Source organism: Adhaeribacter soli (genome assembly GCF_008727925.1).
Taxonomy (GTDB): domain Bacteria; phylum Bacteroidota; class Bacteroidia; order Cytophagales; family Hymenobacteraceae; genus Adhaeribacter_A; species Adhaeribacter_A soli.
On sequence record NZ_VTWT01000002.1, the window covers coordinates 455,989 to 482,963 of the forward strand.

At 46.0% G+C, this 26,975-nt stretch carries 21 protein-coding genes and 1 pseudogene; 10 read left to right on the forward strand and 12 right to left on the reverse strand.

What is annotated here, in order from left to right; translation table 11 throughout:
- Positions 1 to 170 precede the first annotated feature (170 nt).
- Together F0P94_RS05335 and F0P94_RS05340 are read left to right on the forward strand one after the other, a co-directional pair.
- A complete protein-coding gene (locus F0P94_RS05335; RefSeq protein ID WP_150902780.1) occupies positions 171 to 683 on the forward strand; it encodes a hypothetical protein in 513 nt (170 codons plus the stop codon).
- Between the two features lie 152 nt (positions 684 to 835).
- The gene (locus F0P94_RS05340; protein ID WP_150902781.1) at positions 836 to 1,405 is read left to right on the forward strand and encodes a hypothetical protein; all 570 of its coding nucleotides are present in this window, start codon (positions 836 to 838) and stop codon (positions 1,403 to 1,405) included.
- Positions 1,406 to 1,489: 84 nt separating this feature from the next.
- Here F0P94_RS05340 and F0P94_RS05345 read toward each other — a convergent pair whose 3' ends face one another.
- The 4 genes from F0P94_RS05345 to cmk all read right to left on the reverse strand — a co-directional run bounded on the left by F0P94_RS05345 (position 1,490) and on the right by cmk (position 4,907).
- Positions 1,490 to 2,299, reverse strand: coding sequence for an alpha/beta fold hydrolase (locus F0P94_RS05345; protein ID WP_150902782.1), 810 nt, complete (start codon positions 2,297 to 2,299; stop codon positions 1,490 to 1,492).
- Between the two features lie 224 nt (positions 2,300 to 2,523).
- Positions 2,524 to 3,087: a DUF502 domain-containing protein gene (locus F0P94_RS05350; RefSeq protein ID WP_150902783.1), complete on the reverse strand. Its 564-nt coding sequence runs from the start codon at positions 3,085 to 3,087 to the stop codon at positions 2,524 to 2,526.
- Positions 3,088 to 3,306: 219 nt separating this feature from the next.
- Positions 3,307 to 4,191 carry a 4-hydroxy-3-methylbut-2-enyl diphosphate reductase gene (locus F0P94_RS05355; RefSeq protein ID WP_150902784.1) on the reverse strand — a complete coding sequence of 295 codons (885 nt, stop codon included), beginning with the start codon at positions 4,189 to 4,191 and terminating at the stop codon, positions 3,307 to 3,309.
- Between the two features lie 14 nt (positions 4,192 to 4,205).
- Positions 4,206 to 4,907, reverse strand: coding sequence for a (d)CMP kinase (gene cmk, locus F0P94_RS05360; RefSeq protein WP_150902785.1), 702 nt, complete (start codon positions 4,905 to 4,907; stop codon positions 4,206 to 4,208).
- Between the two features lie 252 nt (positions 4,908 to 5,159).
- Here cmk and ade point away from each other — a divergent pair, with 252 nt between their 5' ends.
- A complete protein-coding gene (ade, locus tag F0P94_RS05365; RefSeq protein WP_150902786.1) occupies positions 5,160 to 6,797 on the forward strand; it encodes an adenine deaminase in 1,638 nt (545 codons plus the stop codon).
- A gap of 276 nt (positions 6,798 to 7,073) precedes the next feature.
- Positions 7,074 to 7,928, forward strand: a complete 855-nt coding sequence (locus tag F0P94_RS05370) for a sulfite exporter TauE/SafE family protein (protein ID WP_150902787.1) — start codon at positions 7,074 to 7,076, stop codon at positions 7,926 to 7,928.
- A gap of 461 nt (positions 7,929 to 8,389) precedes the next feature.
- Here the strand turns inward: F0P94_RS05370 and F0P94_RS05375 are convergent, their stop codons facing one another.
- The 3 genes and pseudogenes from F0P94_RS05375 to F0P94_RS05385 form a co-directional block, all read right to left on the reverse strand.
- A complete protein-coding gene (locus tag F0P94_RS05375) occupies positions 8,390 to 8,836 on the reverse strand; it encodes a response regulator (RefSeq protein ID WP_150902788.1) in 447 nt (148 codons plus the stop codon).
- Positions 8,837 to 8,887: 51 nt separating this feature from the next.
- Entirely contained in the window at positions 8,888 to 10,159 is a 1,272-nt protein-coding gene (locus F0P94_RS05380; protein WP_150902789.1) for a sensor histidine kinase, read from the reverse strand.
- 278 nt (positions 10,160 to 10,437) lie between these two features.
- Positions 10,438 to 11,418: pseudogene (locus tag F0P94_RS05385) on the reverse strand (PLP-dependent cysteine synthase family protein); the annotation flags it as partial.
- Positions 11,419 to 11,695: 277 nt separating this feature from the next.
- Here F0P94_RS05385 and F0P94_RS05390 point away from each other — a divergent pair.
- From F0P94_RS05390 to sucD, 5 genes are all read left to right on the forward strand, one after another.
- Complete coding sequence (locus tag F0P94_RS05390; RefSeq protein WP_191906927.1) at positions 11,696 to 14,335, forward strand: DUF7619 domain-containing protein; 2,640 nt, start codon at positions 11,696 to 11,698, stop codon at positions 14,333 to 14,335.
- A gap of 173 nt (positions 14,336 to 14,508) precedes the next feature.
- A complete protein-coding gene (locus tag F0P94_RS05395; RefSeq protein WP_150902792.1) occupies positions 14,509 to 14,643 on the forward strand; it encodes a T9SS type A sorting domain-containing protein in 135 nt (44 codons plus the stop codon).
- A gap of 1,271 nt (positions 14,644 to 15,914) precedes the next feature.
- Positions 15,915 to 17,561, forward strand: a complete 1,647-nt coding sequence (locus tag F0P94_RS19600; protein WP_191906928.1) for a T9SS type A sorting domain-containing protein — start codon at positions 15,915 to 15,917, stop codon at positions 17,559 to 17,561.
- A 169-nt stretch (positions 17,562 to 17,730) separates the two neighbouring features.
- Complete coding sequence (locus tag F0P94_RS05405; RefSeq protein ID WP_150902794.1) at positions 17,731 to 20,430, forward strand: DUF7619 domain-containing protein; 2,700 nt, start codon at positions 17,731 to 17,733, stop codon at positions 20,428 to 20,430.
- 230 nt (positions 20,431 to 20,660) lie between these two features.
- Positions 20,661 to 21,551, forward strand: coding sequence for a succinate--CoA ligase subunit alpha (gene sucD / locus F0P94_RS05410; protein ID WP_150902795.1), 891 nt, complete (start codon positions 20,661 to 20,663; stop codon positions 21,549 to 21,551).
- Between the two features lie 436 nt (positions 21,552 to 21,987).
- Here sucD and F0P94_RS05415 read toward each other — a convergent pair whose 3' ends face one another.
- Entirely contained in the window at positions 21,988 to 22,464 is a 477-nt protein-coding gene (locus F0P94_RS05415; RefSeq protein ID WP_150902796.1) for a hypothetical protein, read from the reverse strand.
- Between the two features lie 352 nt (positions 22,465 to 22,816).
- Between F0P94_RS05415 and F0P94_RS05420 the strand changes: the two genes are divergently transcribed.
- On the forward strand, positions 22,817 to 23,269 hold the full coding sequence (locus F0P94_RS05420; RefSeq protein WP_150902797.1) for a YbhB/YbcL family Raf kinase inhibitor-like protein: 453 nt from the start codon (positions 22,817 to 22,819) through the stop codon (positions 23,267 to 23,269).
- Between the two features lie 343 nt (positions 23,270 to 23,612).
- Here F0P94_RS05420 and rny read toward each other — a convergent pair whose 3' ends face one another.
- From rny to F0P94_RS05440, 4 genes are all read right to left on the reverse strand, one after another.
- Positions 23,613 to 25,175 (reverse strand): ribonuclease Y, encoded by a 1,563-nt coding sequence (gene rny, locus F0P94_RS05425; protein ID WP_150902798.1) that lies wholly within the window; start codon positions 25,173 to 25,175, stop codon positions 23,613 to 23,615.
- Between the two features lie 75 nt (positions 25,176 to 25,250).
- The gene (locus tag F0P94_RS05430; protein WP_150902799.1) at positions 25,251 to 25,556 is read right to left on the reverse strand and encodes a cell division protein ZapA; all 306 of its coding nucleotides are present in this window, start codon (positions 25,554 to 25,556) and stop codon (positions 25,251 to 25,253) included.
- 174 nt (positions 25,557 to 25,730) lie between these two features.
- Positions 25,731 to 26,030 (reverse strand): hypothetical protein, encoded by a 300-nt coding sequence (locus F0P94_RS05435; RefSeq protein ID WP_150902800.1) that lies wholly within the window; start codon positions 26,028 to 26,030, stop codon positions 25,731 to 25,733.
- An 88-nt stretch (positions 26,031 to 26,118) separates the two neighbouring features.
- Positions 26,119 to 26,892: a hypothetical protein gene (locus F0P94_RS05440; protein ID WP_191906929.1), complete on the reverse strand. Its 774-nt coding sequence runs from the start codon at positions 26,890 to 26,892 to the stop codon at positions 26,119 to 26,121.
- Positions 26,893 to 26,975: the final 83 nt, after the last annotated feature.

The following is a 26,975-nucleotide window of genomic DNA, read 5'->3' on the forward strand; positions in this document are numbered from 1 at the left end:
GTACTTATTTCCGCTTCCAAGATACGGTTTCCGGCCCTTTATGCCCTGACCCGATCCAACATTATTTTTCACTTTTCGGGCAAAAAACCTACCCTTTTCAGATTACCCGCTCTTAAGTATATCAGTTAGAGGCAATTGCCGTATACCCAGAACAAATCAAGTTCCTGCTTATGAAGAAGTTTCTGTTCATATTTTCAGTTTTATTCCTTTTCTGCAGCGCCTTTCAGGTCCAGGCGCAAAACGCTGCTTCGCGGCAAGGCCATGGCGCAGCTACGATGCAGGAACTGGGTCAGGCGGTTTTTAATGCTTTGCAGCAAAACCAGTTCAGTGGCTTGGATAATTTCCTGCCCGATGAAACCGACCTGAAGGCTTTGCGAAGAAAAAGCTCCGAAGATATGCGGCTGGTACTGGAAAGAACCACGCCGGATACCGTGCGGCAAAACCTGCAGAAACAATTTTCCTTTATGATGGACCGGGCCAGTGCGGGCATGTTCAACTGGTCGGCCTGGACTTTGGCTGCTACCAAAGCTACCCGGAAAGATCCGAAGAACCCGCTTTTATATAAGGTACGGGTGGCCATTGCCGATGCGGCAGCCAATGAAAAGTACGTGCTTTTCGAAGCCTTTCAGATCCGCAACCGCTACTTTCTTTTCAAACAGCTCGATTTTACCTCCGAAATTTAACTTTTTAATTCAGGCGTTTACCATCATATCAGGTAAGTACAAATAAATTACAATTTTATTTCAACATGACCAGCTTCTTTCCGCGTATAGTTCTAAAAACAAACAAAACCAATCTATTACAAATCTAAGAACAAACCGAGGGAGGAATTATCATGAAGAAGACTTTCACGTGGGCTTTCAGCTTTTTGCTAGTGCTTTTATTTATCGGAACCGCTTCAGCGCAAAACCCGCTGTTTGGAAAAAAGAAACCGCTGCCTTCTACCCGCGGCAAAGCCAGCGTTAAGGAACTTGGCAAGGAATTATACACCGCTTTGCAAACCGGCAACACCGACCGGCTTACCATTTACCTGCCCAGCGATGCGGAATTAAAGGATTTAAAGAAAAACAATGCCACAACCGATGAAATGAAGGATATTGTGAGCAGCGTAGGCGCAGACCAGCTGGAAAGCAACCTGCAACAGGAAATCGACGCGCTGAAAGGCCAGATGGCCGCCGATTCGTTCCGGGTAAATAACAGCACTCTGGTTTCAGTTACCGGCACCCGCCCCAATTCCAAAACGCCTAATATTACGGCCGTAACCGTAAACCTGACGGATGAGAAAGAGCGGCCTTACACTCTGACCTTTGAAGCGCTGAAGATCGATAAACGGGTATTTCTGTTCCGCCAGATCCAGGCTAAAAAGGAAATGCAGGTGGCCAATTTGCTGGAAGAAAAGCCGTAAGTTTTTGGCGTGTTAATGCTATGAAATTGATATGAAAAAGTCCCGGATTGCTCCGGGACTTTTTGGTTTCTTATAGATTCGATTTCACTTCTTAAAATCCGGATGCTGGTGCAGGTAGTTTCCTACTTCGGCTAAAAGATGAGAATGCCCGGTTTTCAGGGTAATTACCTGGCAGTTTTGCAGGGCATCGGTAAAGAATTTCAGGCCTTGCGCGGTGATGATCTGGTCGAAATGGCCGAGGAAAAGCACGAGGGGAACTCGGGTGCTGTTGAGCAGTTCGATGGTTTGGTTAATGTCGAAAACGAGCAGTCGGAAGCCGGTCCAGCTTTTGTAGATCTTCAGGCGTTTACTGGGACTGTTCATCTGGTGGGCGGCAAACCGCAAAATGCCGGGGTGCATGAGTTTGTAGCGCCCCATTACCCGCACGAATTTAAAAAAGGGCTCCGGCTTTACCACCGTGCGCTTAAATAAGCCGGACAACCAACCGGGATAAGTAGCAACGTTGTACCAGAAACTGGTTTTAATACCATCGGGCGCAACCAGAAAAATGCTATGAATTCTGTCCGTAAAACCCTCCAGTACCGTTAAAGCAAACTTCCCTCCCATGCTAAAACCGGCCACCGAAAACGACTTGATATTCTCTGTTTCCAGAAATCGGTTTATTAAGGTAGTCAGGAATTCTTTGGTAAGCGGCGCGTGCGGTTTATCGAGCCAGCTCTGGCCGTGGTAAAACAGATCGAAGGCGAAGATGGTGTACTGGTCTTTGATGGCATCGGCCACCGGCTCATAATAGGAACTGTCCTGTCCGAAACCGTGGAACGCCAGCAGCACCCGCGGCCCATGCCCCAGTTTCCGGTAGTGCAGTTTAGTTTTTCCTTCGGTTATGAAAGGCATTTTTTTAATGTGCTATTTTTTTTAATGTGCTAATTTGTTAATTTGGAAATTTGAAAATGGAGCAATTTGGAAATATGGAATTCCGGGTGACGGTTTTCATTTGCTGTAGAGACGCGATGCATCGCGTCTTTACCACCGGGTTTTCCACCATCACGACCTGTTTTTTCAACCCAAACCCTACCCTTTTCCCAAAAAACCAACAACGAACAACCAGCAACCAACAACTACAATTTCGCCACACCGCCAGAAACGACGAACTTCATCACTTCGCTGCTTGGTAGCTGGATAAAGCGGACATTGTCTTTTTTCACAAACCAGAGTTCGCCGGAAATATTATAGGAATCGGGAAAATAAACGGCTACCAGGTCTTCCATGTGCAGGCTTTCGAGGTTATCCTGGGTAATGAAGCCCATGCGGAAGGTTTCGGGTGTGTCGTGCATTTTTACCATTACCGGGCAATTGAATTTTTGGTTATCGCCGACAAAGGCATCGAAAAGGTCTTTCAGGGAAGAGTAAATAATGCTTACCAGCGGCACTTTGGTAAGAATGCGCTCGGCAAGTACCAGGAAAGGCCGCACTAAAAACGAGGAACCCAGATAACCGACAACAGTAAGCAGGATAATGATAATGAAGATACCCAGTCCAGGGATCCGGCCAATCATCGGCAATTCCCCGATATCAAAGATTTCATCGAGCCAGGCAATTACGGCTACGATTATGTAAATGGTAAGCGTGATCGGCGCTATGATCAGGAAGCCATTCAGGAAGTATTTAAAAAGGCGTTTCATGCAATAATGAGCTAATTTTTTAATGTGCTAATGTGCTATTTCTGTTAAAACTGAAAGCATTTAGTCACAGCTGAAAAGGAATTTGTCTGATATCCGACTCTTTAATTTGAAAGACGGTCAAACAAAAAGCCCTGCATTTGCAGGGCTTAAAGTTACGATATTCTGTACGGTTTCGGTTATTACTTTTTAAGCAGGAATGCTACCGTTTTCTGGCTTTGCTCAGGCGCTTTGCAGGGTTATTTCCCGGATATGGTCTGCTACCTGCTGCATGAGCCACATTGGGGTGGAGGTGGCGCCGCAAATGCCTACGGAATTGGCATTATCGAACCAGGCGGCATCCAGTTCCTCTCCGTTCTCTACAAAATAACTTTGCGGGTTTTCGCGCTGACAAACCGCATAAAGGGCTTTTCCATTGGAGCTTTTCTTGCCGCTAACAAAAATGATTACGTCGTGCTGGCGGGCAAAAACGGTTAGCTGTGGTTCGCGGTTGCTTACCTGGCGGCAAATGCTGTCGTTGGCATCGAGCTTCTGGAGCGAGCCTTGGGCCGCCAGCATCCGTTCTTCAATTACGCTCTTAATGTGGTAGAACCCTTTGGTACTTTTGGTGGTCTGGCTGAAAAGCGTTACCGGACGGCTGAAATCCACTTTATCCAAGTCAGCCTCGGTGGTCACGATGATGGCTTCGTCGCGGGTCTGGCCGGCAATACCGATCACTTCGGCGTGGCCCTGCTGCCCGTAGATCACGATCTGACCGTTCTGCTGGGAAATAGAATCGTAGGCGTGCTTTACGCGGTTCTGCAATTTCAATACTACCGGGCAGGAAGCATCGATGAGTTCAATGTTGTTTTGCAGCGCGATCTGGTAGGTTTCCGGCGGTTCGCCGTGCGCCCGGATCAGCACTTTGCAGTCGTGCAGGTTTTTAAGCTGTTCGTGGTCTATAATGCGGAGGCCTTTTTCGTAAAGGCGCTTTACTTCCATGCTGTTGTGTACAATATCGCCGAGGCAATAAAGCTCTTCCACTTCCTGCATTTCATCTTCGGCCATCTGAATGGCAAACTCTACTCCGAAGCAATAACCAGAATTCTTATCGATTGTAATTTCCATGCGCTACTTCAACACTAAATCCGTTCAGAAAATTCTTTTGTGAAAATTTTTGCTGCCACTTTATCCATTACAAAATCTACCTGCTCATCGATGGTAATATGAGAAGTGTCGAGCAGTACGGCATCCGGAGCCTGGCGCAACGGACTTTCGGCCCGGGTAGAGTCGATGTGGTCGCGTTTTTTCAGGTTCTCGATAATAATATCCAGATCAACCATCTGGTCTTTGGCCAGTAATTCCTGCTGGCGCCGCTGGGCGCGGGTAATTACGTCGGCGGTCATAAAAACTTTTACTTCGGCATCCGGAAAAACAGTGGTTCCTATGTCGCGACCGTCCATTACTACGCCCCGCTTTTTACCCATTTTCTGCTGCTCTTTCACCATGGCGTGGCGCACGGCCGGGATCACGCTTACTTCGCTTACCTTGTCGGTTACGTACATTTTGCGGATCTCGTCTTCCACGTTCAGGCCGTTCAGGTAGGTTTCGTTCCGGTGGGTTTTAACGTTGCGCTTAAAGGTTACCGAAATATTTTCGAGCGCTTTTTTTATGCCGTGGTCGTCGGCCACATCGATGTAGTTCTGAAGAAAATACAGCGTTACGGCCCGGTACATGGCGCCGGTGTCGATGTAGGCATAGCCCAGTTCTTTGGCTACCAGTTTGGCCGTGGTGCTTTTACCACAGGAAGAATGACCATCGATGGCAACAACTATTTTCTTCATAATTCGGGTACTCTAAAGGTAAGCTAGCAGTCTTTTAAAGGACACGGAATCGCCTTGCCTGCCTTAGGCGGTTTCCGGTTTTTGTAACGTCGCGCCCGCGGACTGCAGCTCGATTCCAGCAGAACCGTGAGCATCAGCAGTAACAGGAAATATGAAAATATCTTTCTCAAATCGCGGTTTTTTCGGCAAAGATAAGCTAATTTACCGTTCCATTAACGCTTTTAAAATCAAAATTATCAGCACCTGCTCCTTATGAATAAACGAGATTTCAGCCTCAGCGGCCAGCTTATAGATATTGAAAACCAGGAAATTTACAGCGGCACCGTTCAGGTAGAAAACGGCAAGATTGTAAAAATTATTAGAGAAGATACTTCTGAAAAGCAGTACATTCTTCCCGGCTTTACAGATGCTCACGTGCACGTAGAAAGCTCCATGCTCGTGCCGCGCGAGTTTGCCCGTTTAGCCGTAGTGCACGGCACCGTGGCAACCGTTTCGGACCCGCACGAGATCGGCAACGTGCTGGGCCTGAAAGGCGTGGAATACATGCTCGAAAACGGTGCTCAGGTTCCCTTTAAGTTTTATTTCGGCGCGCCGAGCTGTGTACCGGCAACGCCTTTCGAAACGGCCGGCGCCGAAATAACCGCCGAAGACATTGAAGAGCTTTTCCAGAAACCGGAAATAAAATACCTGGCCGAAATGATGAACTGGCCCGGCGTACTGAACCGCGACCCGGAGGTGATGCGGAAAATTACCCTGGCCCAGAAGTTCGGCAAACAGGTAGACGGCCACGCGCCCGGCTTGCGGGGCGAACAGGCACGCCAGTACATAGAAGCCGGCATGACCACCGATCACGAGTGTTTTACGAAAGAAGAAGCGCTCGATAAACTCAGATACGGCATGAAGATCCTGATCCGGGAAGGCAGCGCGGCAAAAAATTTCGAAGCTTTAATTGAGCTGCTGCACGATTACCCGGACATGATGATGTTCTGTTCCGACGATAAGCACCCGGATAATTTAGTGGAAAGCCACATAAACGAATTGGTAAAACGCGCGCTTGCCAAAGGAATAGATCTGTTTAAGGTACTAAAAGCCGCCTGCCTGAACCCGGTAAAACATTATCAGCTGGAAGTCGGCCTGCTACGCGAAAACGACCCGGCCGATTTTATTGTGGTGAACAACCTGCAGGATTTTGAAGTGCAGCAAACCTATATAAACGGTATGCTGGTGGCCGAAAAAGGTAAAACCAACATCGAATTCGCCCCAAGCACCTTGATCAACAATTTCGATACCGACCTGAAAAAGCCGGAGCAGTTCCGGCTCGCCGCTCAGGAAGGCGAAAAAGTGCGGGTAATCGAGGCTTTCGACGGGCAGCTGATCACCAAAGAATCCTGGCAGAACGCAAAGGTGGAAAATGGAAATGCGGTTTCGGATGTGGCAAACGATGTACTGAAAATTACCGTCGTTAACCGTTACCAGAATGCCGAACCGGCTGTTGCATTTATTAAAAATATCGGGCTGAAATCCGGGGCAATCGCTTCTTCCGTAGGGCATGATTCGCACAACATTGTAGCCGTTGGTTGCGACGATGAAAGCATTTGCCGGGCGGTAAACCTGATCATTAAAGCCAAAGGCGGCGTAGCGGCTGTAGATGGTCCGGCCGAAAAATTACTGGCCCTTCCGGTAGCCGGCATCATGAGCGCCGAAGACGGCTACGAAGTGGCCCAAGCTTATTCCCGGATCGATGCGATGGCCAAAGCCATGGGCAGCACCCTCGCCTCCCCTTTCATGACGCTCAGCTTTATGGCCCTGCTCGTGATCCCGGCCCTGAAACTCTCCGACAAAGGCCTGTTCGATGGCGAAAGCTTCCGGTTCGTGAATCCGGTGGAGTGATGATTTGGAGATTTGAAGATGTGGAAATTTGAAGATGTGGGAATTAGATAATGTGATAATGCGAAAAATCAGGCAATTTGAAGGTCGTAGAATTTTGAAATTCAATTGTAAAATCTGGCACCTTAGTCGTGCAGTTTATAATTGAAGCTTAAGCACAACTTTTTCAGCTGAAAAGCATACCATTACCCGAAAATCATGTCGCATTACTTCATTTTCTAATTACCACATTATCCAATTTCCAAATCTTCAAATTTTCAAATCTCCAAATTAGAAAAAATGCTCGACCAGGTTCTGATCTTTGTAATCGGTATTATCGTGAGTGCCTTTGGTACGCTGGTTGGGTTTGGTGGCGGCATTTTTATGGTGCCCATTCTTATTATTTTCTTTCAGTACTCTATCGAAAATGCCATTGGGGCTACCCTGGCTTCGCTGCTGCCGGCTTCCCTGATCTCTTCGTTCTTTAATTACAGGGAGAAGAATATCGATTACCTAGTGGCTACTTTAATTCAGGTCCCGGCCATTGCCGGGACCATTACCGGGGCGTTTCTGGTGGCTTTTATGCCGGTACTAGAAATGCAGTTCTTCTTTGCTTTTTTTGTGATTGCGCTCAGCATTTACCTGCTTTCCACCCGGAAAAGTCCCGCTCAAAGTCCGAAGAAATCTACCATGTACCGGCTGCGCCGCATGCCTACCACGTTTATCCGACGAAACCGGCATAAAAAGGTGGCTTACCGGCTGAACGGGGGCATTATTGGGTTGTTCGGTTACCTTTCTGGCTGCATTGCGGGTTTATTTGGCGTTGGGGGCGGATTCCTGCAAACGCCGTTTATGATCCGGGTTTTCCGGATGCCGCCGCAAATTGCCACTTCCACTTCGCTTTTCATTTTAATTATTACGAGCTTCTCCGGACTGGTAAGCCACTATTTGCTCGGGCACGTGATCTGGCTGAAAACAATGCCCCTGATGGCTGCTTTTGCCATTGGCGCGGCTTACGGCAAAGTATTGCGCCATCGTCGGACAAAGCTTCCCGGTACGGAGATCATGATCGGGGTCGGTTTGTTTCTGGCCGGAATAGGCCTGATTCTGAATATCCTGATCCGGTCGAACTACTTTCAGCAACTGGTTAAGTAGTTTTTCCGGCGGAAATAATAGCGTTTGAAGCTGCTTCATAAATTCATAAGTTATGCTGAATGGGGAAGATTTTGGGTTAAAATTTCTGTAAGTGAAAATGACATAAAAGTTTACCGTGGCCGGTGAGTACACCGGACACCATGCTGCCGTAGCCTTTCCTGCTTTTTCTACTGGTGCATGACCATGTTAATTTTTAGAAAGTGGGATTACAAATCCCACGGCTCAGTTATGACGGGATTACAAATCCCGTCAAGCAAATCGCTCAGGCCTTCGCGATCGCTTAGGATGACAATCTTTTTTAGCATAGCCTCTGGTTTTTCTGCCGGAAATAGTAGCGTTTGTGTTAGTATCTAAGAAAGGTACATCCTGCTTTCCGTCAGCTAAAGCAGACGGCAATGAAAATTTCAGCCGAAAAAAAAGGCTGAAGCTCAGAGCATTCAAATTGGGCTTTATTCCAGAAGTTATGAATTAGGAATAGATTGCTTTTCTTCCGGGAAGTGGCGGCTTATCAGGCTGGACATTTTCTCGGCAGTAAGCGGTTTGGTGAGGTATTCGATACGGTATTTTTTCGATTTCTCGATATCTAAGGGATGCGAGGAGGTGGACAAAAAGGCCAGCACGATCCGGCTCCGGAAATCGTTGTCCAGTTTCTCGTAAAGGTCCATGAATTCGAACCCGTCCATAACCGGCATATTAACGTCCAGCAAAATAAGATCGGGGCGGAAATATTCCGGGCTTTGCAGATCGTAATTGTTGCGGCTGATATTATAGAGGTAGTTGAAAGCCTGGTTTCCGTTCGGCAACACCTTCACTTTTGAGCAAAGCCCAAGCCGGGCAAATAACCGCTGATTCAGAAAATTATTCGTTTCGTCATCGTCAATCAGCAAGATGCCATCCAGTTTCTTCATTTCTGTTCCTGCTAACAGTTTGGTTTTCAGAAGTAAAACAACAACGTGGCGTTATTGTTTGGGCAAATATACTTCAAAGGTACTTCCTTCCCCAATTTTACTTTTCACTTTTATGCGGCCATTATTGTTATCCAGGATCCGTTTTACAATATAAAGCCCGATGCCCGAACCGGTTACCTGATCGTTGAGACGGCGGAAAAGCGAAAATATCTTGTATTCGTGTTTTTCCAGGTCGATGCCCTGGCCATTATCGGCAATGCGGAGCAGGCAGCAGTTCGGAATAGGCTCTGTCTGCACGAGGACATGCGGTTTGCGTAACGGGTTGTGGTATTTTAAAGCATTGCTGATCAGGTTATAAAGAATGCTTTTCAGATCCTGCCGGCAGAAATGAATGTTTTTAACCCTGGAGAAGTCAGCTTCGATGGTAGCGCCGGTTTGCGCGATCAGGTCCTGAATATCGGATTTCACTTCTTCCAGCACTTCGGCAAAACTAACTTCTTCCACCGGTGGGTTCGTTACTTCGTTCTGCAAGCGGCTTACTTCCGTAAGGTCCAGAATGGTACGATCCACTTTGAGCAAAGAGCCGTCCAGGCGTTTCAGAATGGCGTTTACGTGCTCGCTCCGTTGGGGAATTTCTTCTTTCAAGGCAGTAACCAGACCTTCTATGTTAACGATCGGGGCCTTCAGATCGTTGGAGGCACAGTAAACAAAATTATCGAGATCGGCATTGATGCGCACCAGTTCCTGATTTTTCTCCAGCAAGTCTTCTTCGGTCCGTTTCCGGATCTCGATCTCTCTTTCCAGTTCGCGGTTGGTTTTAATAAGCTGGGCGGTACGTTGCTGCACCCGGGTCTCGAGGGCTTCGTTGGCCTGGCGCAAGGCAACCTGGGCGCGTTCGCGTTCGGCCACTTCTTCGCGGAGCCGGGCATTTACTTTCTCCAGCCGGTCGTGGCTGGGCAGGGCCAGTAATGTAGGAACAGCCCGGAGCAGGACCACCGCTGTAGAAACCGAAACCAGGCCGGTGATAATTTTTATGGCTCCCTGCAGTCGGTAAAATGGTTTCCAGACCGTTATGATCTCGATTAAATGCGTGGCGCCACAGGCAAAAATAAAGAGCGCGAACAGCAGGAAAAGGGGTCTGTGGGTAAGATCTTTCCGCTTCCGGGTAATGTAAAACAGAATAGGCGGAATGGAAAAGTAAGCCAGGGAGGTAAGGCCATCGCCTATTACATTGGTAAACAGGATCTCCGGCCGCCAGAAATAGCAATGCCCATGCGGCATAAACCCGTTAGACTCGAAAAGCTTTTGCAGATATTCTACCATTGTTATCAAAACTTAATAATGGAAGATGCTGACCCAAGCACTGCCGCCGGCCTGTTGCCACTTTTCACGCAATACTTAATAACTGATATACGCATTGGATAAAAAAATAGAATGCCGGCAGTATGTTTTTAATTTTTGATTATCTGAAACAACTTCTTAATGACAGAATTTTAATTCACAAAAAAAAGCCGGCTTATGCAAGATAGCCGGCTTTTTTACGTTTTTTATAATTAACAAGGGTAATTATTGCAAAAATACCCAGAATTGGGGATGCCTTAATCCAGGTAACCCTGATTTTTCATCCACTCGTCGTTGTAAATTTTACCCAGATAACGGGTGCCGTGGTCCGGTAGAATAATCACCATCACGTCGTTTTCGGTCATGTGCTGGCGGGCATATTCCAGGGCGCCATAAACCGCCGAACCGGAAGACCAGCCTACAAATAAACCTTCTTCCTTAGACAAGCGGCGGGCCATTAAAGCGGCATCTTTATCGGTAACTTTAATGAACTGATCGATCACGTCGAAATCTACGTTTTTCGGCAGGATATCTTCCCCGATGCCTTCGGTAGCGTACGAGTAAATCTCGTTCTCATCGAAAATGCCGGTTTCCTTGTATTTTTTGAACACCGAGCCATACGTATCGAGGCCAATCACTTTCAGGTTCGGGTTCTGCTCTTTCAGGTATTTACCGGTACCGCAAATCGTGCCGCCCGTGCCTACGCCTGCCGCAAAAACGGTTACTTTGCCATCGGTCTGTTTCCAGATCTCCGGGCCGGTGCCTTCGTAGTGCGCGGCAGTGTTGGAAAGGTTATCGTACTGGTTCGGGTAAAATGAATTCGGGATGTCCTGGTTTAACTGTCTGGCAACCGAGTAATAGGAACGCGGATCGTCGGGGGTAACGTTGGTTGGGGTAACCACCACCTCTGCTCCTACGGCCCGCAGAATGTCCATTTTCTCTTTGCTTTGCTTATCGGGCATGGTGAAAATACACTTGTAGCCTTTTGCCTGGGCGGCCAAAGCCAGCCCCATTCCGGTGTTGCCGGAAGTACCTTCAATAATGGTTCCGCCCGGTTTCAGGATACCGGCTTTCTCGGCATCTTCGATCATGCGGATGGCCATACGGTCTTTTACGGAGTTGCCCGGGTTAAAATATTCTACTTTGGCCAGGATGGTACCTTTAATACCTTCGGTTACTTTATTGAGCTTTACCAGCGGCGTGTTGCCAATGGCTTCGGTTACGTGGTTGTAGTATTGCACTTCTTATTTAATTAAAAATTAGAAATTATGAATTAGAAATGAGGCGCTTAAAACAATCGCCTTATGTAAAGCAAAGGTAGGAAGATTTTTTGGGAATGATAGAACCTTGTTTTGGGATGAAAAACGAAAGGTTTGGCGGAAGAAAGCGCTGTAATGATTAGAAAAAGCGGATTACTTTTATAAAGAAAAATAAATTAATAACAGCATGCAACGATTGATCGTTTTTTTGCGACCTGTATTCAGTAGCCTTCTTCAACTACCTAACCCACTCTTGGATATGAAAAAACTTCTTCTCTTATGCCTCCTGTCCGCGCTTACTTCCTTTAAAACGTCTGCCCAATTCTTTCAATGGGCTAAGTCTCAGGAAAATACTATTGATGGTACAAACCTGGCTGCAGGCAATAATCTGCTTGCTACAACCGGTTCTTTTTTCCGGACCATTACCCTTGGTAACCAGGTTCTATCCAGCCCTGATTCCAATAATCATTACCTGGCAGTAAGCGATCATGCCGGTAATGTACTTTGGGCAAAACATATTAAAAGTTACAGCTTTAATAAACCCAGCGTAACGGTAGATGCCAATCAGAATATTTTAATAGCCGGAACATTCCGCAGCTCGCTTGATATAGACGGTTTGCTTTTTCAGGGCAGTTCACCAAATAAACATGGTGTATTTGTAGCAAAGTTTAAACCTACCGGTACCTTGCTCTGGGCTCGCAGTTCGGATGTAACTACCGGCAATCTTAGCTCCAATCATCTTTCTGCTTCGGTTGCCGCCGATGGGGCAGGTAATGTTTACGTAGGTGGTGATTTCAATAATTCGCTGACTTTTAACGGAACAAGCATTACAGCTTTATCAGGAAACAATGCGTTCCTGGTAAAATATGATGCCGCCGGTACCCTTCTATGGGCAAATACCGTTGGTTCTTCTACCTGGCAGGACCGGAATGTTAAAATTAATGTAACTCCTACCGGTTACGTCTATCTTTCAAATATTTTTGGTATTGTTACTCAACCCTTTTTTGGCTTTTCTGTTACTAAGATCAACCCTGCAGGAACCGTTCTCTGGAATAAACTAACTAACGGAAGTATTTTCGATATCAATCTGACAGTCGATGAATTGGAGAACACTTATATATCCGGCTATCTCACGGGCAACATCACGATTGGGAATACTACCATAACAGCCAATCCTAACAACTTCTTTTTGGCCAAGTTAAATTCTTCAGGTAACTGGAAATGGGCTAAATCTATTTCTGCTAACTTCCCTCCCCCCACTGGAGCTCCTCCAACTTTTTTAGATTTTCCTAAAACATATTACACTCCTAAAAAAGAACTAGCAGTTGCAACGGCTGGCGCAGTCACGAAACTTGATACGGCAGGAACAGTTCTCTGGACCAATAGTGCTACGGGCAATATTTATTCTTCCGGGCTTAGCGGCGATCAATTTGGTAATCTCTTTGTTTCAGGCCAATTTCACTCCGGTAATGCCCAGTTCAGCGCTACTACGCTGAGTACTTCTGCTTTTAGTGCAGGATTCTTAGCCAAAGTTACCAGGGAGGCGAATACAATTTCCGGTACTGTGTTCAGGGATATGAACAGCAATGGTATTTTAGATGCATCTGAAAGCCCTTTCAGCCAGGTAATGGTCGCAACTACGCCTGGGCCGATTTATGGCTTGTCCTCTTCCGATGGCACTTATAATATTTACTTACCATCCGGAAGTTCAGCGGTAGCTCTCCCTAACCCGCCCCGGTATTATACAGCTGTACCGGCAAACCATATTGTAACTTTTAGCGGAATGAACCAGGTACTGGCTAATAAAGATTTTGCTTTACAACCTATTCCGAACAGTAATGATGTGAAAGTGGCGGTAACCAACCTGGCTCCTGCCCGGCCGGGCTTTACTTTCAAGTACCTTCTAACCTATCAAAATGTAGGCACCACTACTTTATCGGACACGCTGTCGTTCACTTACAACACCACAAACCTGATTTTTGGCTCCAGCACCACAGTACCGGTTAGCCATAATAATGGAAAACTAACCTGGTATTATCAGAATTTGCAACCTGACGAAACCCGCAGCATAGAGCTTACTTTTTCAGTGCCAGTCTCTACGGTTTTAGGTACTTCCATCCAGGCCGCTGCCAGCATTAAACCATTTACTATCGATCTGAACAAGGAAGATAACAACGCCATACATCACCTGACGGTTGTGGGCTCTTACGACCCAAACGACAAGCAGGTAGACAAACCCACCCTGACCCTTTTGGAAGCTGCGAATGGCAACATGCTTGATTACACCATCCGTTTCCAGAATACCGGTACCGATACCGCTTTTACGGTGATCGTTACGGATAAAGTACCTGCCAACCTGAACCTGGTAAATTTTGAAATGGTAGCAGCCAGCCACGCCTATAAATTAAGTCTGGAAGATAACCAGCTTGTATGGCGCTTCGATAATATTCTTTTGCCCGACAGCAACCGCAACGAACCGGCCAGCCATGGCTTTGCCCGCTTCCGCATTAAAACCAAACCGGGTCTGGCTCTGGGCGATTCTGTTGCTAATAAGGCTGCCATTTACTTCGATTACAATGCGCCGGTAATTACCAATTACGCCATTACGAGAGTAGCCAACCCGACTGGAGTGAAAGAAGCCAAAGCCGGACTACAACCTTTCAGCCTTCACCCGAACCCGGCAAAGAATTACGTAATGGTAGCTTCTGCATTCAAGAAACAAACGGTTTCTACCGTAAGCCTGGTAAACCTGTTAGGCCAGATCCTTCACCAGGTAACGCTGCCGGCTAACGAGCAGATCCATTACCAGATGCCGCTGAACAACCTGCCGAAGGGAGTTTATGTAGTGCAGCTGGAAACTGAAAATGGCCGGCAAACCCAGCGATTGGTGATCCGGTAGTTTTTCTGCAGCAATACCTACCATTTATAAACCGGCTGCTTTTAAAAAGGCAGCCGGTTTTGTTTTATTAGGACATTGGAGAAATAAAATTTAATCCTGTTGCAACGTTTTGGAGGTTTATTGCGACTTCCTTATATAACATTTTATTAACAACCTAAGTTGGACATTAACTCATGAAAAAGCTTCTTTTTCCCACCAACGACCAGATCCATTACCCGCTGCCGCTAAACAACCTGCCAAAAGGCGTTTATGTAGTGCAGCTGGAAACTGAAAATGGCCGGCAAACCCAGCGATTGGTAATCCGGTAGTTTTTTAGCATAAATACTTACCGTTTCTGAGCCCGGGTGCTTTTTACAAATGTAACCGGGTTGTTTTCAATTCTTTCCGGCAATGAAAGCCCGCATATATATCCTGAACATCTGCATGCATACGCCTAAACTCTGAGAATATACTTCAAAAAGGAATAGAAAGCATTATTTATTTTTTGTTAAAATAGAAAATTTCATTACTTTACTTCTGTTAAACCAACTCTGCCACTATGAAAAGAACGCTACTTCTCCTGTTTTTAACAATTGCCGGTTCCCTGACTGTACGGGGCCAGGCCTTTCAATGGGCAAACTTACAGGGCACAGATTATTTCCCTTCGATCCAATCAGATGGAGCAAATTTAATTTCTGCGGGAGAAATTACTACCCCTACCGTATTCGGCAGCCAAACTTTTTCCGGCGGCTGTTACCTGGCCAAACATAACACTAATGGCTCATTGGTCTGGGCAAAGAATATTATTGGAGCAACAATCCAGATAGAAATAGCAACCGATCGGAATAAAAACATTTTAATTGCCGGCGCTTACCGGGATTCTTTATTTATTGATACCGTGATTTTTAAAACGCCAAGACGGCATCAAAAAGAAGCATTTATTGCTAAGTTCAATCCTAGTGGAAATTTAATCTGGATACAAAAACTTATTGCCTCTTCGAACCCTTTGCTAACGCTTGATGGTAATGACAATATATATTTAGCTGGTAGTTTTCAGGGCACTTTGTCAATTGGAAATACTTCTTTAATTGCCAATGGCATCAACAGTACATATCTGGCTAAATTTGATAGTAACGGCAGATTGCAGTGGGTAAAAAATACAACAGACAACACAAACAATGTTGCTTATTTTTTTGAGCCCTATACGAATCTGCAGGGAGGGTTGAATGAGGACGTTTATACCGTAGCTGTATTTAGCAAAACCCATCCTTCAGGGGAACTAACGATTACTAAATACAATAAGCAGGGGCAAAAACTATGGGACAAACGAATAGAATATTTAGGTCACAATGGTCCTTTTGACCCCAGGCCCTCTTTGAGCCTTGATTCTACGGAGCACCTCTACCTTAGCGATAGAATTTTAGGAAACACCATTATTAGAATTGACAATACAAGTTTAACATTTTCTGATACTTCAACAGACAATACGCTCTTTACAAAACTGAGCCCGACAGGTAAATTAACATGGGCAAAAATACTGCCCTTTGGGAGTCGGGTAATTGGCACAAGACTGGCAAAGGAAATCAGGAATGAATTAACCATGACCAGAGATTTTGCAGATTGGAGAACAGGTAAAGAATCGAACCACATCTCAAGGCTGGATACGGCCGGCAATATTCTAGACTCTAAGACCATAAATGCAAGAACCTTTGACCCTCTGACCAGATCTTTCGGTATTTATGGCATTACATTAGACGATGAAAACAACCAATATATAACAGGAGGTGTTTTAGGCACTATTCGCTTAGGTTCTTTAACGATCAATGGTCTACTTCAGGGGCCAATGACACCCTCTAATGGCCCAACAAGGGTTAGCGGTTACATTGCTAAAATCCTGAATCATTTCAATACCGTTTCCGGCAATTTATTTATCGATGCGAACGGTAATGGGGTAAAAGATACCGGGGAAAAACCTTACCAGGAGGGTATAATTGAAATAAACCCGATGATGGCCTATGCTGTTAGCGACTCCAATGGCAATTATTTGGCGTACTTACCAAAGGGCAATTTTAATTTAACGCCTTCCGCTTCCATTCTGAATTACACAATTTCGCCCCAAAACCATAGCGTTTCCTTTACCGGAACTAACCAGACCCAGGTCAAAGATTTTGGCTTTGCGCCGATCCCGAACCGTAACGATGTAAAAATAACCGTTACAGCTATGACGCCGTCACGGCCGGGCTTTCCGCTAAAATACCGGGTAACGTATAAAAATGTGGGCACTACAACCCTTTCCGACAGCCTCAACTTAAAATATGATCAGGCTAATCTGACTTTGGGCTCTGTTTCCGTAACCCCGGCCGTTCACCAAGGGAATTATTTGCGGTGGAATTACCAGAACCTGCAGCCAAACGAAAGCCGGAATATTGACCTGCAATTCACGGTTAACGTTTCTACTCCCCGAAGTACGGTTTTAATTGCCCCATCTTACATTAGCCCCTTTGCTACAGACCATTTTAAAGCAAATAATACCGACACCTTAAGGCACCCCGTTACCGGCTCTTACGACCCGAACGACAAGCAGGTGAATCTGGATAAATTAAGCCCAACCCAGGTAAATTCCGGTCAGTTATTAGGCTATGTGATCCGCTTTCAGAATACCGGAAACGATACGGCTTTTACCGTGGTGGTACGCGATTCTATCGGCGACAAATTACAAATATCTTCTTTTGAAATGCTTTCTGCCAGCCATGCTTATACGTTTCGGATACTGGATAAGGGCATAATTGAATGGCGCTTTGAAAACATTCTATTACCCGACAGCAACCGGAACGAACCAGCCAGTCATGGCTTTATCCGGTACCGGATTAAACCTAAAAGCAACCTGAAATTAGGGGATGAAATTAAAGGAAGAGCCGCTATTTACTTCGATTTCAACGAACCGATATTTACCAACTTTGCCCTTACCCGCATTGCCGAACCGAACCGCAATCCTTTTGTAAGTGATTTTTATCTTTATCCGAACCCGGCTAAAAATTACGTTACCGTGGCTGCCGATCTGAAAAACCGCAGTTCGGCCACTATCAGCCTTATGAACATATTAGGCCAGACCATTTCGAAAGTTACTTTACCCGGCAACGAGCAACTACATTATAAATTACCATTGAACAACCTGCCGAAAGGTGTTTATGTAGTGCAGCTGGAAACCGGGAACGGCCGGCGAACCCAGCGATTGGTGATCCAGTAGTTTCTCTGCAGAAATTCCTACCATTCATAAACCGGCTGCTTCTGAAAGGCAGCCGGTTTTGTTTTACCGGAACAAGGAAAAAATAAAATTTCAGGGAAGCAGCGTTTTGATTATAAGCTTTGTTTTCATAATATAACACCTGATTTATTCCTGACCTAACATCGCAACCATGAAAAAACTTTATCTTTTATGTTGGCTTATACTATTGAACTGCCTGAGCGCCTCTGCCCAATATTTTCAGTGGGCCAAAGCGCAATCCGCCATTACAAATGGACCTGTACTGGCAGCCGGCAACAATTTTATTGCCGCTACCGGACAATTTCATCGGTCTATAACTTTTGGAAGCCAAACGCTCACCAGTCCCGATACTTTAAATGCCTATCTGGCCGCGTACGATTTAGGAGGTAATCCACTTTGGGCGAAACATATTATCAGCAATAGTTATTTTCAGCACCATGTAACCGTAGATCAGAACAACAATATAATTTTAGCGGGTACTTTCCAGGATTCGCTCTACATCGGGAGCTTACTGTTTAAAGGTACAACGCCCAATAGTCAGGGCGTATTTGTTGCCAAGTACAATGCTGCCGGAACGCTCCTTTGGGCCCAAAGTTCAGCGATTACTACTACTACCCAGCCGCGGGGCATCTCCGTTTCTGCCGATGCCAATGGCAATGTTTATTTGTCGGGCATTTTTGGAGGCAACATCAGCTTTGGAAGCAATACTTTCTCTTCACCTAACAGTTATGCATTTCTGGCAAAATACGATTCAAACGGTTTGTTACAATGGGCAAAAGTGCCATATCCTAACTTGTATGTGTCGGATGTAAAAGCTAAAGCAACAGGTAGTAGCCACCTTTATTTCGCCGTTTCGACAGATAGCGCAGGTCTAAGGGTAAGTAAACTGAATGGGAGCGGCACGATGGCTTGGGAGGCATTTGTGAGTGGTATTAACAGGTTAAACATCAGGTTCGATATTGCCACCGATAATGCCGGGCATGCCTATATTAGCGGTAGTGGTGGAAGCCCAATCATATTTTCTAACATGATAGGGGCCTATACAATAAGCAATGGAACTATGGCAAATAACCGGCCTGTTTTCATAGCTAAGTTAACTCAGACCGGTAACTGGACCTGGAAAAATTGGCTGGCTACCGGAAGCTACACGGCGGAGGGACCTGCTATCTTTTACAACGAAAACAATAACCGAATAACGGTTTCGGGTGCCTATACAGGGGCTGCTTCCTTTAATAATACGAACCCGATACCAAGCGTGCCGGCAACTACTTTCAATTCCTTTGCTGTAAACTTAGATACAGCCGGAACCCATAACTGGACAAACGTGGTAAACGGCACCAACTTTAACAGTAATTCCGGTTTAACCGGCGACGCCAACGGCAACCTTTATATTGCGGGCTTATTTCATAGAGGTGCCATTAACTTCAATACCCATGTGCTGAATTCAACTTCCGTACAAACCGGTTATCTGGCCAAGCTGTCGAGCGATATAAACCAGGTAAGCGGAACCGTGTTCGTGGATGCCAACGGGAACGGAACAAAAGACAGCAACGAGCTGCCTTTCCCCAATTTAATTCTGGAAACTTCGCCTGCTCCGGCAATCCAATATGCAACGAGTAATAATGGCGATTACAGATTCTATTTACCTGCCGGAACTTTCAGCTTAAATGTACCGAATACGCCCCGCCATCATACCCTGGCGCCAGCCAGCCAATCTGTAACCTTTAGCGGCTTAAACCAGACTCAGACAGGAAAGGATTTTGCGCTGCAGCCAATCCCGAACCGGCAGGACGTTAGCGTTACGGTAACCAACCTCACTCCTGCCCGTCCGGGATTTACGCTGAAGTACCGGTTAACCTTCCGGAATATCGGTACCACCCCGCAGTCGGACAGTATTTCCTTAAATTTTAACGCTGCAGCACTTTCCTTTGCTTCATCAACCGTAGTGCCGGCCGTACAACAAGCCGGAAACCTGAAATGGTTTTATCAGAATCTTCAGCCTTATGAGAAACGGGAGATCGATATTACAATGAACGTGGCCACTACTGCCGTTTTAGGGGCAAACCTGCAGACCCTGGCAACTATTAAACCTTTTACCGGCGATCTGTTTGTTCAGGACAACCGGGACACGCTCAACTTTCCGGTAACCGGTTCTTACGATCCAAACGATAAACAGGTAAACAACCAGACTCTGACTCCAGCTCAGGTGGCCGGCGGCCGCCTCTTAGACTATACCATCCGTTTCCAGAATACAGGTACCGATACCGCTTTTACTGTAGTAGTAATAGACTCTATCAGCGATAAATTACAAATGCCAACCTTCGAGTTACTATCTGCCAGCCACCCTTACACCTTCCGCTTACTGGAAAATGGCATGGGCGAATGGCGTTTCGACAATATCCTGCTGCCCGACAGTAACCGCAACGAACCGGCCAGCCATGGTTTTATCCGCTACCGGATTCAGCCCAAAAACAACCTGGTGTTGGGCGATGAAATCAGATCCAGAGCAGCCATTTACTTCGACTACAACGCACCGGTTATGACCAATTATGCCATTACCAGGGTAGCGAACCCGACCGGAATAAAAGAGGCAAAGGCCGGTCTGCAAGCTTTCAGCCTTTACCCGAACCCGGCCAGGAACTACGTAATGGTAGCTGCTGCTTACAAAAAGAAAACGGTTTCAACCGTAAGCCTGGTAAACCTGTTAGGCCAGACCCTTCACAAAGTAACCCTGCCGGCTAACGACCAGATCCATTTCCAGATGCCGCTGAACAACCTGCCAAAAGGCGTTTATGTGGTACAACTGGAAACCGAAATTGGACGGCAGACGCAACGCCTGGTAATTCAGTAGTTTTCCTTCAGAAAACCCTACCATTTACAAACCGGCTGCTTTTTAAAGGCAGCCGGTTTTGTTTAAAAGATTCAGATCAGGCTTACAGCCAGCAGAATCTGAAAACCTGTAAAAACGCTGATCTACCAGCCGGAAAAACTAAAAACGGGTGCAGTTTTGCACCGGCCGGAAAAAAGCCTATTTTTGCAGAAGCGTTTAAATTTGCATTAAAACCACTTAACGAAATACCAATGAGCGTATTAGTAAATAAGAATTCCAAAGTAATTGTGCAGGGCTTTACCGGCTCGGAAGGTTCTTTCCACGCGCAGCAAATGATCGAATACGGCACCAACGTGGTTGGCGGCGTTACGCCGGGCAAAGGCGGCAGCATGCACCTGGATCGTCCGGTATTTAACACGGTGGCTGAAGCTGTTCAGAAAGCCGGCGCTAATACTTCCATTATTTTCGTACCACCTGCTTTTGCAGCCGATGCTATCCTGGAAGCGGCTGAAGCCGGTATCAGCGTGATCATCTGCATTACCGAAGGTATTCCGGTAAAAGACATGATCGCGGTAAAAGCGTATCTGAAAGATAAAAAAACTACCCTGATCGGACCAAACTGCCCGGGTGTAATTACCCCAGGCGAAGCGAAAGTAGGCATCATGCCGGGCTTCGTTTTCAAGCCAGGCCGTATCGGTATCGTTTCTAAATCCGGAACGTTAACCTACGAAGCTGCTGACCAGATCGTGAAAGCCGGTTTAGGCATTTCTACGGCTATCGGTATCGGTGGCGACCCGATCATCGGAACGCCAACTAAAAATGCAGTTGAGTTATTGATGAACGACCCGGAAACCGACGCGATCGTAATGATCGGTGAGATTGGCGGTAACTACGAGGCGGTTGCTTCTGAATACATCAAATCTACCGGCAACAAAAAACCGGTAGTAGGTTTCATCGCCGGCCAGACTGCCCCTAAAGGCCGTCGGATGGGCCACGCCGGTGCGATCATCGGTGGCGCGGACGATACTGCAGAAGCTAAAATGCGCATCATGCGTGAGAATGGTATCTTCGTAGTTGAGTCTCCGGCTGAGATCGGCGAAACGATGGTGAAAGCCCTGAAAGGCGAAGCGGTTAACGCTTAATCGTGTTAGCTTAAAAATAAGAAAGCCCTGCTGTGAAAACGGCGGGGCTTTTTGTTTTGCCGTGCACCGTCAGCTAAAGCAGACTGCAATGAAATAATGCTGAGAATCGTTTTGCTGGCATTTTTCTGGCGCAAGTGTTAAGCGAAGCGTCACTTGGGCTTAAAGAACAAGCGGAAGTCTCCTGACTTCCGTACCCCACCTAACAGCTAAAAACAGGGAGGGCTTTTTTGAATATGTGATTTTAGTTTTTCTAACATGCCAGTCTGGAGACTGGCTTTTGTCTATCAGGCCCAAGTGACGCTAACGCTTAACACTTGCGCCAGAATTCTGTAAAATAAAAAGCCCTTAACTATAAAGTCAAAGGCTATCTTGTACTTTCAAGGTCTAAAACCTACCAGTTAAAAGTCGAAAATTCGAACCTCGAACAATCGAAACCTCAACTGGCTAAGCGCTGCTCAAACTCCAGGTCAAACGGAATGGCTTCGGAGTAATCCTCTTCGTCGAACCATTCGGCGATGTCGTCTACTTTTACTTTCGGGCCTTCTACTACCAGGTGATCTTTGCGGATGTAAACGGTAACGGCCGGGGTGAAAAAACTGCTTTGCACCAGGGCTTTGTTGAAAAACAAACGGTTTGCGCGGCCGCCTTTCAGACTATAGCCGTTTTTGTAAAACATGCGCCGAAGTTTCTCCAGGCAGGCTTCCTTGTCTTCGAAACGGATCTTAATGCGGTGTGCCCGGTTCAGGTACAGGCTAATAGCTACCAGCACAAATACCGAAAAACTGTACCCGATCCAGGTATAGGAATTGGCCGCATTGGAAAACATTTCCCGGTTCAGGAAAAAGAGCAGGTAAACGCTCAGAAAAATAATATTCGGGAAAATAACTTTCAGGTAGAAAATAGTTTTGCTCATGGCAACCAGCGCTATAAATATCCAACGATTTCCGGCTCCTGATTCTTGCTTCCTGAACCCGGCTGCCGGAGAAGTCTCCTAACGGAAAAAACCATACCGAAAGTTGCATTCACTTACAGATTCAGAGAAACTTCGGCCTTTAGCCTTCTTAAGTACAATTCCGTTCCTGAAAAATTTTCAAACCTCCTCTGGAACGTAAACCCAGGCTTAAGAATCAGGGATCAGGGCTAACCGCCCGTGCGTTTACCGCTCGCTAATTTTTAGTAAAGGAACTGAACTTCGGAAAGAAAAACTTTTTGTCTGCCGTATAACGTAACCTGCTATACACCGCTTAACTCTAAACCTGAAAACTATGAACGATATTCAAGAACCTTATTTAATGCTATCCAGCCCAGCCTTCACGGAGGGCCAGCACATTCCCGAAAAATATACCTGCGATGGTGAAAATGTGAGTCCGCTGCTGCAGATCGGCGATATTCCGGAGGGCACCGAAAGCCTGGCCCTAATCCTGGAAGACCCTGACGCCCCACACGGCACTTTTACGCACTGGCTCATCTGGGACATGCCGCCGATCCATACCATTATGGAAGGTGAAAAACTGGGCACGGAAGGAAAAAACGATTTCGGCCAAATGGGCTACGGCGGCCCCTGCCCACCCAACGGTACGCACCGCTATTATTTCAGACTGTATGCCCTGAGCCAGAAACTGAACTTACCGGAAAATACCTCGAAGGAAGAACTTCTGAAGGCCATAGAACCGGTGAAACTGGCGAAGGCAGAATTAATGGGGAAATATAACCGGTAGTTTTTCAGGCTAAATGGTAGCATTTCTGAGTTTACCACTACGCTCTTCCAGGCTAAGCTCCTAAGCTCTTCCGGATTTGTAATCCGGAAGTTTATAGCTTCGGATTTACAAATCCGACTTTTTCGCAGAAAAAGCCTACCAATTTTTGAAATTTCATTTTCAAATTAACACCTGTGCAAGGCGGATTACAAATCCGCGGTTACTTGCTTCCGGATCACAGATCCGGAAGAGCAATAGGTAGACTTTAAAACGCTACCCTTAACAAACAAAAAACCCGCAAGCTTTGGCTTGCGGGTTTTCCAAAAATCGAACATTCGAACTTCGAACAATCGAAAAGTCGAGTTTACTTCGCGTACGCCACCGAACGCATTTCGCGGATAACGGTGATCTTGATCTGGCCCGGGTACTGCATTTCTTTCTCGATCTTCTGGGAGATGTCGAAAGAAAGCTGAGTGGCGCGTTCGTCGGTTACGTTGTCGGCATCTACCATTACGCGGAGCTCGCGGCCGGCCTGGATGGCGTAGCACTGGTTCACACCTTCGAAGCTTAAGGCAGTTTCTTCCAGTTCTTTCAGACGCTTGATGTACGACTCCATGATTTCGCGGCGGGCGCCCGGGCGGGAACCGGAGATCGCATCGCAGGCCTGAACCAACGGCGAAACCATTGCGGTCATTTCAATTTCGTCGTGGTGAGCACCAATGGCGTTTACTACGTCCGGATGTTCTTTGTATTTTTTGGCCAGCTCCATACCGATGATGGCGTGCGGCAGTTCCGGTTCTTCGGTGGTTACTTTACCAATATCGTGGAGTAAGCCGGCGCGTTTGGCGTGTTTCACGTTCAGGCCAAGTTCGGCGGCCATTGTGGCGCAAAGGTTGGCTACTTCGCGGGAGTGCTGCAGTAAGTTCTGGCCGTAAGAAGAACGGAAACGCATACGGCCAACCATTTTGATCAGTTCCGGATGCAGGCCGTGAATGCCCAGATCGATAACGGTACGCTCGCCAATTTCCACAATTTCCTCTTCAATGGATTTCTTCGTTTTAGCAACTACTTCCTCGATGCGGGCCGGGTGAATACGACCGTCAGCAACTAAACGGTGTAATGCTAAACGAGCAATTTCGCGGCGAACCGGATCGAAGCCGGAAATAATGATGGCTTCCGGGGTATCGTCTACAATAATTTCTACGCCGGTGGCAGCTTCTAAAGCACGGATATTACGGCCTTCGCGACCAATAATTTTACCTTTTACGTCGTCGGATTCGATGTTGAAAATGGAAACGCAGTTCTCGATGGCGTGCTCGGAGGCGGTGCGCTGAATGGTTTCTAAAACAACTTTTTTAGCGTCTTTGGCGGCCGTTAATTTGGCGTTGGCAACGGTGTCTTTAATGTAAGAAGAAGCCTGAATTTGCGCTTCGTTTTTGAGGGCTTCCACCATTTGCTCACGAGCTTCGGAAGCGGTTAAACCGGCAATTTTCTCGAGCTGGCTAACGATGGACTGGTGTTCTTTTTCTACCTGTTCCTGGCGCTTTTTCAGGCCTTCGAGCTGGGTGTTTAAGGTTTCGCGGAGGGTTTCTACTTCTTTTTCTTTCTTCTTGTGGTCCTCGATCTGCTTGGCTACGGCTTGTTCGCGCTGCTTTACTTTTTGTTCGTTCTGAATGATGAGGTTTTTCTTCTTGTTGGAATCTTCTTCAAATTCCGCTTTCAGGCGCAAAAATTTCTCTTTGCTTTCGAGCATGCGCTCTTTCTTGATGTTCTCGGCGTTGATCTCGGCTTCGCGCAGGATGAGTTTGGCTTTTTCGCGGGCATCTTCTTCCTGCTTGGCAAAGACCTTTTGCAGCAGTGAACGGCCAATCAGTACGCCGGCAACAAGCCCGACGACTAAGGCGATGATGATATAGACAATGGTCATAACTATAATTTAAGGGTGTATAAATTATAGCAGCACGGGGCAAAAACCGTTCAGAATGGGCTGGGCAATGCTTTATTACTGTTCCGCTTTTTCGTCTAAATTAAGAGCGTTCAGCGTGTCGTTTAACCGGGTGAGCTTGTCGGAAAAAGTGGTATCGGATTGCGTTACAGCCTGCACCGTTTTCAGGCGGTCGGCGGCAGTTTCCAGGGCCACCATGGCCAGCAGGTCCTGTTTATCGGTAATGCCGAACTGGTCGCGGAACAGTTTGAGCCGTTCGTTGAGGAATTTTCCGGCAACGCGCAATCGTTCTTCTTCTTCCGGCGAAACGCGCATCGGATAATCGCGGTCAGCTATTTTAATTTTAATAGATAACTCATTCATTTCCTTTGCTCTTTGTTCTTTTTCCGGTTAATGTTGTTTGGTACGGGTGTTAAAATGTATAAACCTTTCGTTTGTTTTTACAGCTTTCCGGCACTTTTGGGGGCTAAAACGCTAGCATATTTGCCGCTTATCCGGGCAAAACCCAACCGGGAAACACAAGTAACGCACAACCGCTTAGTCTCTTAAATAAGCAATGCACTTATCTATTTCGCGGATATATTCGTTTATTTTCAGCTTTAATTCTGTGGCATTCGCAGCATCGGCTGCTATTGTATTCACAATTTTACCAATATTTTCCTGATTTTGAAAATTTTTTATTTCCTGTTCCTTCTCTCCTAACGCGGTTTGGAGCCGTTTTATTTCGGCCTGGGCATTGGCCAGCTCGCGCTGCAAACCCTGGTAACGGGCTATCAGCTTCGAAACTTTGGCTTCGACGCTCCGCAGTTGGTCTAATTGAGAGGCTTTGGTTTCCATATTGGTGTGCGAAGATAGGGATTTTTGGGGGTTCTTTGGGCATTCTGAGCGTAGCCGAGAAAACCAATGGGAAAATTGGAATATGAATTTAAATAACTTTACATTCTTTACTAATCATTACAAACTGACGAAATTCCTTTGGAAGATTCGTATGTATTTTCCCGTGGATTAGATAGTTCCCTCTTTGTTTAGGTATTGTATGAAGAATAATATTTGGTCCAACTTTCACAGGTTTCAATCTTATTCTGGTTTTTAGATCCTGGTTTTCAATATATAAGCTATCAAGATTGAATTTCACATCTGAAAAGGCATAATCAGATAATTTAAAAGTTAAATAAATAGAATCACCAAGAGAGATTTGATGAGAGCTAATTTCTGAAGGTAAAAGTCCACCCAAATAACATCGAAATTCATCTGCTCCAACCTTACTTGCGTTATTGGCTTGCAAAACTGTTTCTGCTTTCAATGTCCAGAAAAAAAGCTTTAGATGGAACAAGGAATCACTGTTTGAAGTAAAATCGTTTTTGGCTTTGATAAGATCGTTTAAAACCTGCTTATTTTCAAGAATAGAAAGATGTTTGATAATTGAATCTGAGTAGACCAATAAAGCCTCTTTATTTCCTTCCTTTAGATAATTATTTCTCCATCCTTTCATCAGTTTAGCATCATTCAAAACCGGAACATCTGTTTTTCGATTTCCTCCTTTAACTACCGCATTTTCTATACTGGCAGTTGTTCCATCTAAATCCCAAAGTAATTTACTGCAAAACTCACCAATCAAAGCCAGATCAGAATCTTTCCTTCTTTCATTACAAGAAAGAATTAGCAAAGAAATTACAATAAGTAGAATGATGTTTTTCATCATATGAAGATAACCGAAATTTCTATATCCATATTGTTGTAGTTAAGCTTTTCTTCTATTTAGAACCAAAAATATCCTCTTGT